Raw genomic sequence first — 11,360 nt, forward strand, 5'->3', positions numbered from 1 at the left:
GGAAACGCCCGGTTACATTCCGAACCCGGAAGCTAAGCCTTTCAGCGCCGATGGTACTGCAGGGGGGACCCTGTGGGAGAGTAGGACGCCGCCGAACAATTTTTAGCCTCAACCCCCGGACTCTGTCCGGGGGTTGAGGCATTTTTGCGTTCTAGGCTTTGTCCATGCGATACGACTTGGTCATCTTCGACAACGACGGTGTGCTCGTGGACAGCGAGCCGATTTCCAATACGCTCCTCGCCGGCTATCTCACGGAGCTCGGGCACCCGACCTCGTACGAGGAGTCGGTGCGGGACTACATGGGATCCGCGATGCACCGGATTCACGAGCTGGTCGAGGAGCGGACGGGGGAGCGGCTGCCCGCGGACTTCGACGAGACGTTCCACGCGCGGGTCTTCGCCGCCTTCGAGAGGGAGCTCGAGGCCGTGCGCGGGGCCGCGGAGGTGCTCAAGGGGCTGGTCGCGGCCGGGGTTCCGTACTGTGTGGCCTCGTCCGGGAGTCATGAGCGGATTCGGGTGGGGCATCGGAAGACCGGGCTCGACGCGTGGTTCCGGGACGACAACGTCTTCAGCGCCGAGGACGTGGGTCGGGGCAAGCCCGAGCCGGACCTGTTCCTGCACGCGGCCGCGCGGATGGGGGTGGCTCCGGAGCGGTGTGTGGTCGTCGAGGACAGCCGGCTCGGGGTCCAGGCCGCCGTCGCGGCCGGGATGGACGTGTACGGGTTCACGGCGATGACGCCCGAGGAGAAGCTCGCCGGCGCCACGGGGTTCTTCGGGACGATGGACGAGCTCCCGGCGACATTGGGTCTGTGATCCATCTACCCATCAGTAGGTCCCGGCCCTACGCTGTGCCGCCATGACAGATGCGCGGTTGCGGCGTGGGCGGGGATCCCTGGCGGTCAGTTTCTTCGTACAGGGGGTCACGTTCGCCCTGCTCGTGACCCGAATACCGGGGATACAGGACCGGTACGGGATCTCGGACGCGCTGCTGCCGGCCTTCCTCGCCGCCGTGCCGATCCTGGCGGGCGTGGCGAGCGTCGCGACCGAGAAGGTCGTCGCCCGGGTGGGTCCCGCGGTGGTGCTGCGGTGGGCTCAGCCCGTCGTCCTGCTGGCCCTCCTGGCGGTGGGGGCCGGTACGGAGCTGTGGGAGGCGGCGCTCGCCCTCGGGGTCTTCGGGCTTGCTGTGGGGGCCCTGGACGCCTCCATGAACATGCTGGGGGTGAGCCTTCAGCGGGCGTACGGGCGGAGCATCATGCTCGGGTTCCACGCCTCGTACAGCCTCGGGGGGATCGCGGGTGCCTCGCTGGCCTGGGTGGGGGCGCACTGGCACCTGTCGCTGTTCGTGTCGTATCTGCCGGTCGTGGCGCTGCTGCTGCCCGTCGCCTTCGTGGGCAGCCGGTGGTACGTGGCCGGGGAGGACCGGCCGATGGAGAAGGACGCGGGGGAGAGCGCGGGGAGCCGGGTCGCCTTCGCGTTGCTGCTGCCGCTCTGTCTCGTCATGACCTTCGCGTACATAGGGGACTCCACCGTCTCCAACTGGAGTGCCAAGTACCTCCAGGACGTGCTCGGCAGTTCGGAGGAGCTGGCGACCGTGCCGTACAACGCGTACATGGTGACGACGCTTCTGGGCCGTGCGGTGGGCGACTTCGGGGTGCGGAAGCTGGGGGCCGCGACCGTCGTCCGGTGCGGGGCGGTGCTCGCGGCGCTGGGGTTCGCGGCGGTGGCCGTGGCGCCGGGGGCGTGGGCGGGGATCGCCGGATTCACCCTGCTGGGGCTCGGGTTGAGCGTGATCGTGCCGCAGACCTTCGCCGCGGCGGGCAGGTTGTTCCCGGGGGCGAGTGACGCGGCGGTGGCGCGGCTCAACGTCTTCAACTACGTCGGGTTCCTCGTGGGGTCGCCGTTGGTGGGGGCGCTCGGGGACGCTTGGAGCTATCGCGGGGCGATGCTGGTGCCGATGGTGCTGGTCCTGGTGACGGTGGTGTACGCCACGTCGTTCGGCGCGCGAGAGGCCCGATACGGTGGCGGTCATGAGCGGCCGCGCACTGTTGATGTGGGATGAAGCTGTCACGCAGTACGACTTCGGGTCCGAGCATCCGATGGATCCGGTACGGCTCGCGCTGACCATGGGGCTGGTGCGGGCGTACGGGCTCGACCGGGCCGTGGACGTGGTCGCGGCGCCGCCGGCGGGGGACTCGACCCTGCGGCTCGTGCACCGTGAGGACTATGTGGCGGCGGTGCGGGCGGCCTCGGTGGATCCGCGCCATGCCGACCAGGCGTACGGGCTCGGGACGGTCGACGATCCGGCGTTCGCCGGGATGCACGAGGCGTCGGCGCTGATCGCGGGGCAGTCGGTCGGGGCGGCGGAGGCGGTGTGGCGCGGGGAGGCCGCGCACGCGGTGAACTTCGCGGGCGGGCTGCACCACGCGATGCCGGGGAGCGCGTCCGGGTTCTGCATCTACAACGACGCGTCGCTGGCCATCGCCCGTCTCCTGGAGCTGGGGGCGGAGCGGGTGGCGTACGTGGATGTGGACGTGCACCACGGCGACGGGGTGCAGGCGGCGTTCTGGGAGGATCCGCGGGTCCTGACGATCTCGCTGCACGAGCATCCGCGGACGCTGTTCCCGCAGACGGGGTGGCCGGAGGAGACGGGTGCGGCGGGGCCGGGCGAAGGCGGGGCCGTGAACGTGGCGCTGCCGGCCGGGACGGGTGACGCGGGGTGGCTGCGGGCCTTCCACGCGGTGGTGCCGGAGCTGATCGCGGACTTCCGGCCGCAGGTGCTCGTGACGCAGCACGGGGCGGACACGCACTTCGAGGACCCGCTCGCCCATCTGGCGGTGTCGCTGGACGCGCAGCGGTCCGTGCAGTCGGCCTGCCACGACCTGGCGCACGAGTACGTCGAGGGCGGGAAGTGGGTCGCGCTCGGCGGTGGCGGGTACGCGGTGGTCGATGTCGTACCGCGGTCGTGGACGCATCTGGTGGGCATCGCGGCGCATGCCCCGGTGGATCCGGAGTCCGTGATCCCGTCGTCCTGGCGGGACGAGGTGTACGCGCGGACGCGGCAGTTGGGGCCGGCGCGGATGACGGACGGGCGGTGGCCGGTGGGCTTCCGGGACTGGGCCGGGGGGTACGACCCGGCGGACCGTCTGGACCAGGCGGTGCTCGCGACGCGGAAGGCTGCCTTCCCCCTGCGGGGGCTGCTTCCCTAGGGGGTGGGAACGCCTCCTCGTGCGTTACGCCGACTGTGCACTGTCCTGGAGGTTTCGGCTCCGGGGGCGGTGTGTTCCGGCAGCATCGGGAGGGTGTTGAGTACCGGGGCGCTGCGGGCGCATCTTTTGGCGGCGGGGTTGGCGGGGACCGTGGCGACGTCGCGGGAGGAGAGTCTGCGGAGCTATCGGCTCTTCGCCGCGCGTGATCCGCGGGTGCTGCTGGGGCTCGATCCGGCCTGGGGGTGGGGTGAGGCGGATCTGCTGCGGCTGATGGCCGACAAGTGCGGGGTGTCGGGGGATCCGGCGCACCGGTCGGGGCTCGACGTCATCGATCCCGAACGTACGTTGAGGGGGCTCGACGCCTTCGCGGCGCGGTTGGGGGCGGCGGCCGCTCGACGGGTTCCGGTGCTGTTCGGGACGGGTCATCCGCACCGTCTGCTCGGTTTCTACGTCGCGCTTGCAGACGCTTTGTCGGCGGCGGGATGTCTTGTCCTCACCCCGGCGCAGGGGCGATGTGTCGACATAACGACCCGGTTCGGCGTACGTACGTACCTCCTCGACTACGTACGGGGGGTCGCGTTGGTGCGGGAGCCCGGGCTGTCGGGGAGTGGCCGCGAGCCGGGGGCGCACTCGCACTCCGCGCTGCCGGTTAGGGCCGCGCTCGAAAGCGCGGCCGAGGGTGGCGGGCCGCTGCCGGAGCTGGTGGTGGGGGACCACGGATGGGTCTGCGGTGCAGGTCAGCTGGGTATCGAGGCCATCGGTCTGGCCGATACGGATGATCCGGCGCTGTTCGTCGGTGAGGCGGAGGGGCAGGTGTCGGTGGCCGTTCCGCTTGATGACGGCGTGCGCTCCGACTACTACCGTCCGCTCACGCGCTATGTACTCAATCGAGCGTGTCTGTCACGGTAAACGGCCGATGGCAGCTCCTCTTCCCCACTCGTACCACCCGCCCCTAGTCTGGCGAGTGAGCGCTCGGCGACGAAGAGTCACCGGAGGGGAAGCCGGTGGGCGTCGCGGCGGAAGGTACAGGTGGGTCATGGCTGCTGGCGAGCGACCTCTCAACGAGGTCAAGTTTCTGACCGTGGCGGAAGTCGCCTCGGTGATGCGCGTGTCGAAGATGACCGTGTACCGCTTGGTGCACAGCGGTCATCTGCCGGCGATCCGGGTGGGCAGGTCCTTCCGGGTGCCGGAACAGGCGGTTCACGAGTACCTGAGGGAGTCCTTCGTGGGGGTGGGGACCGCGTAGCGAGCGCGCGGCCGGAAAGCCGGGAAAGTCACGTACGGCCCTCGGATTACAAGCGCGGTGCTCGGGACGGTAGGCTAGGCCGACGTAGGTCGTGTGGGCCCAGACGCCCCGCACCGATCCCCGCCGGGAGGCGGGGATGTTCCGAGAAGTGAGCGAGGGTAGTCGTGGGCTCTGTTATCAAGAAGCGGCGCAAGCGGATGGCGAAGAAGAAGCACCGCAAGCTGCTTAAGCGCACGCGCGTTCAGCGTCGCAACAAGAAGTAAGGCGACCGCTGCACCGCAGCGATTCGTGCGTCAGGCGTGGCCCTTCACCGTTCGCGGTGGAGGGCCACGCTTTATTCGCGCCGAAATATGGAGGCGCTACGGTGGCGACCAACGGAAGACGGACGGAAGGCGCTGATCTTGGGCAGGGTCGTGCTCGTCACCGGTGCCGCCCGGCACCTCGGGGGCCGTTTCGTGCGGCGGATCCAGCGGGACCCGGAAGTGGAGCGGGTGGTCGCGGTGGACGCCGTCGACCCGGCGCACCAGCTCGGCGCCGCCGAGTTCGTACGGGCGGACATCCGCCGCCCGGCGATCGCTAAGGTCCTGGCCGAGCACGAGGTCGACACGGTCGTCCACATGGACGTCACCGGGACGGCGCTCGGCGCCGGCGGCCGTACGTCGGTCAAGGAGACCAACGTCATCGGCACCATGCAGCTCCTCGGGGCGTGCCAGAAGTCGCCGCGGATCAAGCGGCTCGTGATCAAGTCGAGTACGAGCGTCTACGGCTCCGCGCCGCGCGACCCGGCGGTCTTCACCGAGACCACCCCGGCGAAGTCGCTGCCGAGCGGGGGCTTCGCCAAGGACGCCGTCGAGGTCGAGGGATACGTGCGGGGATTCGCCCGGCGCCGGCCTGACGTGGCCGTGTGCGTGCTGCGCTTCGCGAACATCCTCGGGCCGCGGGTCGACTCCCCGCTGGCCGAGTACCTGTCGCTGCCGGTCATGCCGACCGTGCTCGGCTACGACCCGAGGCTCCAGTTCGTCCACGAGGACGACGTGATCGACGTCCTGCGCCTCGCGGCGCACGAGCCCCGCAGGGCCACCCTGAACAGCGGCACGTTCAACATCGCCGGGGACGGGGTCCTGCTGCTCTCCCAGTGCGCGCGGCGGCTCGGGCGGCCGACGGTCCCTGTGCTGCTGCCCGCCGTCACCTGGGTGGGGACGGCACTGCGCACGGTCGGGATCACCGATTTCGCGCCCGAGCAGATCCGGCTGCTGACGCACGGCCGGGTCGTCTCGACGGTGCAGATGCGCGAGGTCCTCGGCTTCTCGCCGCGCTTCACGACGGCGGAGACCTTCGCCGACTTCGCGGGCAGCAGGGGGCCGGGTCTCCTGCCGCCGGAGATGCTCGCCGGGGCGGTGGACCGGCTCGCCGGCCGGCTCGCCCCGGTCACCACCGACACCACCGATCCACTTCACCACGGCGCCTGAGGAGACCGGACAGCGATGGCGGACGCCAAGGTCATTCCGTTCGACGACGACCGTTCGCGGGCCCGTCGTCGGCCCAGCCGGGCCGACGGGGAGGCGGCGGCCGTACGGGCCCTCCCGGGGGCTCAGCAGGGCCCTCCTGGGCCGGAGGAGGCCGCGGAGGGGCTTCCTGGTGCCGATGCGGCTGCTGGGGGCGGTGGCGGTGGCGGTGGCGGTGGCGCTTCGGGTGCGGAGGCCGCGAGCGGCGCCGAGGCCGGGAGCGGTGTCGACGCCGGGGCCGGAGCCCGTGCCGGGGGGTGGGAGCGGCGGCTCGCCGGCGGACTCGCGTTCCTGCGGCGGCGGATCACGGGTGAGTACGAGGTCGACGAGTTCGGCTACGACGAGGAGCTCACCGACCAGGTCCTGATGTCGCTGCTGCGCCCGCTGTACGAGAAGTACTTCCGGGTCGAGGTGAAGGGCATCGAGAACATCCCCGACAAGGGCGGGGCCCTGATCGTCGCCAACCACTCGGGGACCTTGCCGCTGGACGGGCTGATGATGCAGGTCGCCGTCCACGACCGGCACCCGGCGGGGCGGCATCTGCGGCTGCTCGCGGCGGACCTGGTCTTCGTCCTGCCGGTGGTCAACGATCTGGCGCGGAAGGCGGGGCACACCCTGGCCTGCGCGGAGGACGCGGAGCGGCTGCTGCGGTCCGGTGAGATCGTCGGCGTGATGCCCGAGGGCTTCAAGGGCATCGGGAAGCCGTTCTCGGAGCGGTACAAGCTCCAGCGGTTCGGGCGGGGCGGCTTCGTCTCGACGGCGCTGCGGGCGGGGGTGCCGATCGTGCCCTGCTCGATCGTGGGGGCGGAGGAGATCTACCCGATGATCGGGAACGCGAAGACGCTGGCGCGGGTGCTCGGCGTCCCGTACGTCCCGATCACTCCGACCTTCCCGTGGCTGGGGCCGCTCGGGGCGCTGCCGCTGCCGACGAAGTGGACGATCCAGTTCGGCGAGCCGATCGCGACGGACGGGTACGCGCCGGAGGCGGCGGAGGACCCGATGCTGATGTTCAACCTGACGGACCAGGTCAGGGAGCAGATACAGCACACGCTGTACAAGTTGTTGGTGCAGAGGCGGTCGGTGTTCTTCTGAGTTCTTCTGAGTTCTTCAGAGGACAGAGTTGAGGGGCGCCCCCGTCCGTGGGGCGCCCCTCAACTCTTGCTAGCGAGCGTCCTCGCTGTCGATGCCGAGGCCTGGTAGCAGGCCCGGCAGGAGTGGCGGAAGGGTCACGTCCGGCACGTCGGGGGGTGTCGGGGTCGTGGGTGAGGGTGCCGTCGGCGGGCCGGTCGGGGTCGGCTGCTGGAGCAGCCCGCCGGTGTCGCCGCCGAGGAGACCGTCGTCCTCCGGTGATGCGGTGCTGCCGCTGTCCGTGCTCGCGCTCGTGCTCGTACCGGTGCTCGGGGTGGGACCGGACGGGCGGGGCGGGGCGGAGGAGCTGCCGGTGGGCGGCGCCTCGTGGGTGGACGACGGACTCTGGGTGTCCGGTTGCTGCGTGTCCTGCGGGGTGCCGGTCCCGCGGGTCGGGCTCTGTGTGGTGACCGCGCCCTTCTCCAGGGTGCGGGGAAGCACCGACTGGAGGGGTTCGACCTCGTCGTCCATGGCGTCGAAGACCCCGGTCACCTCGGTGCCGACGTCCGAAAGCTGGACGGGAAGCCGGTCGCGGAGGCCGTTCCAGGTGTCCCGGTGGGCCTGGGCGAAGGAGTTGAGCCGGGCCATCGGGCCGATCTCGCCGTCTCGCTCGTACGCCTGCCGGAGCAGGCGGTGGCCTTCGCTGGCGTCGTGCTTCATTCCGCCCAGGACACGGCGGATCTCGGTGAGCGACTCGTGGTCGAGGTCGCCGGAGCGGCCCCGCTCCATGAGCCTGCGGGCCTCGCTGAGCCGGGTGGACGCCTGGTCGAGGTAGATGCCGCCGCGGTCCGCGTCGTCATCCGCCATGCCGAGCTTGATGTCCTCCATGCCCCGCTTGAGCCCGTAGAGCGAGTCGCCGGGGAGGGCGTCGGAGCTGGCAGCGGCCACTCCGCCGAAGGCCCCCGCGGCCACACCGACCGTGAGACCGCCGGCGGCGAGGCCCTTGGTCCAGCGGGATCGGGGGCGGAGCTTGCGGAGCGGGGACGCCCGGTGGGCTCCCTTGGCGCCCGGTGCGCGTTGTTCCGGCACCGTTGGGCCCCCGGCCGCGCTGCCCTCCATGAGCATCGCTTCCATGGCGGCGACGAGCTGCGCTCGCTGCACCACTTTGACCTCGGGGTCCAGCTGTGGCTTCGGTAGCTCACCGAGGCCGTTCGCCAAGGTCAACAGCCGCCCCTGCTCCGCCGGTTCGGCTGGAGCTTCGGACGGTTCGGCTGCCGCGCCCTCGGCTGCCTGGTCCTCCAGGGCCTGGGCGAAGGCGTTCGCCCGCCGGTGCGCCGATACGTTCGCGATCACTGGCGGCACCTCCTCTCGTCATGACGGTCGACTCCCCGGGGTGTCCGGAAGGTTGCACACCTTGAACACATCCACACGAACGAGTGAGTGGCTGCGGGCATGGCGTGACCACAGGGAGCCTGCATTCCGCACAACGAGCGGCGCGGCACTTGGGTTACGCGCGAAAGATGATCGGACCAGTGCGTCACCGAGGCGTCACCGACTGTGAGTTGTTCGGGGGTCGAGGGGATGTGGGGGGAGATGTGGGGGACGGGGCGTGGACCGGAGTGTGGGGGCGCGTGTGGGGGGCGCGGACCGGTCAGCGTGCGTCGTCCGGGAGGAGGCGGGCCAGGGTGCGGACGGCCCGGTACTGGAGGGTCTTGATCGCGCCCTCGTTCTTCCCCATGACGCGGGCGGTCTCGGCGACCGAGAGGCCCTGGAGGAAGCGCAGGGTCACGCACTCCTGCTGCTGGGGGTTGAGGCGGCGGACCGCGTCGAGGAGTGCCGCGTTGGAGAGGGACTCCAGGACGGAGTCCTCGGGGCTGCGCTCAACCTCGTTGGCGTCGAGCATCTCGCCGGTGGTGACCTCGAGGCGGAAGCGGCTGGACTTGAAGTGGTCGGCGACGAGGTTGCGGGCGATGGTGACGAGCCATGCGCCGAAGTCGCGGCCCTGCCAGGTGAAGGTGGAGATCCGGCGCAGGGCGCGCAGGAACGTCTCGCTGGTCAGGTCCTCCGCTGTCGCCTTCCCGCCGACGCGGTAGTAGATGTAGCGGTAGACGGTGTCGCTGTACTGGTCGTACAGGCGTCCGAAGGCGTCGGCCTCGCCGGCCTGGGCGCGCTCGACCAGGTCCATCATGCGAGCGCTGTCGCTGTCGGCGGTGGGTCGGCGGGCGGCGGTCGAGGTTCCGGCGCCGCCGCGGGTTCCCCGTCTGCCCACGGCGGCGCTGCCGTCGGCCAGGGCATAGCAAGGGCCGGCGGGTGCCGGTGAGGCGAAGGCGAAGGCGGGGACAGGGCCGGCGTACGCGGTGGGGACGAAGCCGCGCAAGTGGTCGAGGACCGTTGCGCGCAGCGTAGCCAGGCCCGAGGTGTCAACCCCGACGTGTGGGTACACGGGACTCCCAGAGGCAGAGCTTCCATCACGTGCAGTGCGGGACCGTTCACTCGTCGTGGCGACGGGAGGGGTCCTTTGTGCGTCTGAGGAGAATAACGCTTCGTACAGGCAGCGCTACACCCAGTTGCTCAAATCACCGATTACGTCGTTTCCGTTACTGCTTGCAGTCGTAACTGGCCACTGTTCGTGACCGGTTGTTGATCGGATTGCTTCCGAGTGTGACTGCGCGGGCGTTGCGTTGTGCTCAAGTGCAGAACGGGGGAGTGATCGGGGCCGCTGCTGGGTAAGGAGCCCGGAATGCCTGGGAGTCGACCTGTGCGGTGCTGTTCGACCACGTACGGGTGAGGGCCGCTGGTCCGGGGTTGTCGCAGATGATCGCAGCCGAAACGTATCGGCAGAGCGGCGGCGCGCCGGGTGGCCGGTGGCCGCCGGACGCGTCAGTGGCGGCGGCGGTGCAGGGCGACCGCGGCGGCGGTGCCGCCGGCCAGCGCGCCCAGGCCCGCGGCGGCGGGGATGCCGACCTTGGCGGCCTTGCGGCCGGTCCGGTAGTCGCGCAGTCGCCACTCCCGGGCCTTCGCGTACTTGCGCAGCTTGGTGTCCGGGTTGATCGCGTACGGGTGCCCGACGAGCGAGAGCATCGGGATGTCGTTGTGCGAGTCGCTGTAGGCGGCGCAGCGGCTCAGGTCGAGGCCCTCGGCGGCGGCGAGGGCCCGTACCGCCTCGGCCTTGGCCGGTCCGTGCAGGGGCTCGCCGACCAACTTGCCCGTATAGACGCCGTCGACGGACTCGGCGACCGTGCCGAGCGCGCCGGTCAGGCCGAGTCGCCGGGCGATGATCGTGGCCGTCTCGACCGGGGCGGCCGTGACGAGCCAGACTTTCTGGCCCGCGTCCAGGTGCGCCTGGGCGAGGCCGCGGGTGCCGGGCCAGATGCGGTCGGCCATGTACTCGTCGTAGATCTCCTCGCCGATCGACATCAGTTCGGAGACGCGGTGGCCCTTGACGATGGACAGCGCGCTGTCGCGGGCGTCCTGCATGTGCTCGGGATCCTCGACGCCGGCGATCCGGAACCAGGCCTGCGCCCAGGCGAAGCGGGCGAGTTCGCGGCGCTGGAAGAACTTCCGCTTGTACAGGCCGCGGCCGAAGTGGAAGATCGCGGCGCCCTGCATCACGGTGTTGTCGAGGTCGAAGAAGGCGGCTGCCTGGACGTCGCCGACGACCGGGAACTCCGGTTCCGCCGGGGCGGTGGGCTCCGCGGCCGCTGTCGCGGCGGCTTCCTCCTCCCGCTCCCTTTCCAGCTGGAGCGAGGACTTCCGCGCTGCCTCGGCAGCGGCCTCGCCTGCGAGGACGCTGCGCGCGGTGGCGGAGCGCCTACGAGGGGTGAGCCATCCCAGAGCGGCCATGCCGTGAGCATAGCCAGTCTGTTCGGTACTTCCCGACTTGTGACGATGCCGGGGCGTGAACACTGCGGGGCTCCCCTGTTAATTGGACAGAATGGACGTCATGTTCGGACGGACGAAGAAGAAGGACGCCGCATCGCGCACCGTGACGCTGATCGGCAAGCCGGGATGTCACCTCTGCGACGACGCCCGGGCGGTGATCGAGGCCGTGTGTGCCGAAACGGGGGCACGATGGGAGGAGAAGGACATCACGCTCGACGAGGAGCTCCATCGGGCGTACTGGGAGCAGATCCCCGTCGTTCTGATCGATGGCGAACAGCACACCTTCTGGCGCGTGGACCCTGGGCGTCTCCGGCGCGAACTGGGTGTGTGACCGAAAGGCGGTTACCATCGTGGACGTTTTGTTGGGTTTCGGGGGCGGCATCGTGAGGAGTGTGTGCGGTTTTGCCCCCTTCGGGATCTCAACGCTCTGACCTGCTCCGCGGTTCCATGACGA

12 protein-coding genes and 1 rRNA gene are annotated in these 11,360 nt (G+C 70.4%); 10 read left to right on the plus strand and 3 right to left on the minus strand.

Annotated features, from left to right (window positions below):
• The 9 genes from rrf to ASC82_RS17635 all read left to right on the plus strand — a co-directional run.
• Window positions 1-97, plus strand: a 5S ribosomal RNA gene (rrf, locus tag ASC82_RS17600); the annotation flags it as partial.
• Between the two features lie 67 nt (window positions 98-164).
• A complete protein-coding gene (locus tag ASC82_RS17605) occupies window positions 165-812 on the plus strand; it encodes an HAD family hydrolase (protein WP_056648688.1) in 648 nt (215 codons plus the stop codon).
• A 43-nt stretch (window positions 813-855) separates the two neighbouring features.
• The gene (locus ASC82_RS17610; RefSeq protein ID WP_079039332.1) at window positions 856-2,058 is read left to right on the plus strand and encodes an MFS transporter; all 1,203 of its coding nucleotides are present in this window, start codon (window positions 856-858) and stop codon (window positions 2,056-2,058) included.
• Entirely contained in the window at window positions 2,027-3,205 is a 1,179-nt protein-coding gene (locus ASC82_RS17615; RefSeq protein WP_056648693.1) for an acetoin utilization protein AcuC, read from the plus strand. The genes ASC82_RS17610 and ASC82_RS17615 overlap by 32 nt, the downstream gene beginning before the upstream one ends.
• 93 nt (window positions 3,206-3,298) lie before the next feature.
• A complete protein-coding gene (locus ASC82_RS17620) occupies window positions 3,299-4,114 on the plus strand; it encodes a phosphatase (protein ID WP_056649530.1) in 816 nt (271 codons plus the stop codon).
• Between the two features lie 127 nt (window positions 4,115-4,241).
• A complete protein-coding gene (locus ASC82_RS17625; RefSeq protein ID WP_015034391.1) occupies window positions 4,242-4,451 on the plus strand; it encodes a helix-turn-helix domain-containing protein in 210 nt (69 codons plus the stop codon).
• Between the two features lie 164 nt (window positions 4,452-4,615).
• Window positions 4,616-4,714, plus strand: coding sequence for an AURKAIP1/COX24 domain-containing protein (locus tag ASC82_RS29570; RefSeq protein ID WP_003948845.1), 99 nt, complete (start codon window positions 4,616-4,618; stop codon window positions 4,712-4,714).
• A 138-nt stretch (window positions 4,715-4,852) separates the two neighbouring features.
• Window positions 4,853-5,920 (plus strand): NAD-dependent epimerase/dehydratase family protein, encoded by a 1,068-nt coding sequence (locus tag ASC82_RS17630; RefSeq protein WP_056648695.1) that lies wholly within the window; start codon window positions 4,853-4,855, stop codon window positions 5,918-5,920.
• A gap of 15 nt (window positions 5,921-5,935) precedes the next feature.
• Entirely contained in the window at window positions 5,936-7,048 is a 1,113-nt protein-coding gene (locus ASC82_RS17635; protein WP_056648696.1) for a lysophospholipid acyltransferase family protein, read from the plus strand.
• Between the two features lie 69 nt (window positions 7,049-7,117).
• On the opposite strand, the gene ASC82_RS17640 is transcribed toward ASC82_RS17635, so the two are convergent.
• The 3 genes from ASC82_RS17640 to ASC82_RS17650 form a co-directional block, all read right to left on the minus strand.
• Window positions 7,118-8,377 (minus strand): DUF5667 domain-containing protein, encoded by a 1,260-nt coding sequence (locus ASC82_RS17640; protein WP_056648698.1) that lies wholly within the window; start codon window positions 8,375-8,377, stop codon window positions 7,118-7,120.
• A 298-nt stretch (window positions 8,378-8,675) separates the two neighbouring features.
• On the minus strand, window positions 8,676-9,467 hold the full coding sequence (locus tag ASC82_RS17645; RefSeq protein WP_024757871.1) for an ECF subfamily RNA polymerase sigma factor, BldN family: 792 nt from the start codon (window positions 9,465-9,467) through the stop codon (window positions 8,676-8,678).
• Between the two features lie 437 nt (window positions 9,468-9,904).
• Complete coding sequence (locus ASC82_RS17650; protein ID WP_056648699.1) at window positions 9,905-10,867, minus strand: HAD-IB family hydrolase; 963 nt, start codon at window positions 10,865-10,867, stop codon at window positions 9,905-9,907.
• A gap of 91 nt (window positions 10,868-10,958) precedes the next feature.
• Here ASC82_RS17650 and ASC82_RS17655 point away from each other — a divergent pair, with 91 nt between their 5' ends.
• Window positions 10,959-11,237: a glutaredoxin family protein gene (locus tag ASC82_RS17655; protein ID WP_056648701.1), complete on the plus strand. Its 279-nt coding sequence runs from the start codon at window positions 10,959-10,961 to the stop codon at window positions 11,235-11,237.
• Window positions 11,238-11,360 lie beyond the last annotated feature (123 nt).

The organism is Streptomyces sp. Root431 (genome assembly GCF_001426585.1).
Lineage (GTDB): Bacteria > Actinomycetota > Actinomycetes > Streptomycetales > Streptomycetaceae > Streptomyces > Streptomyces stackebrandtii.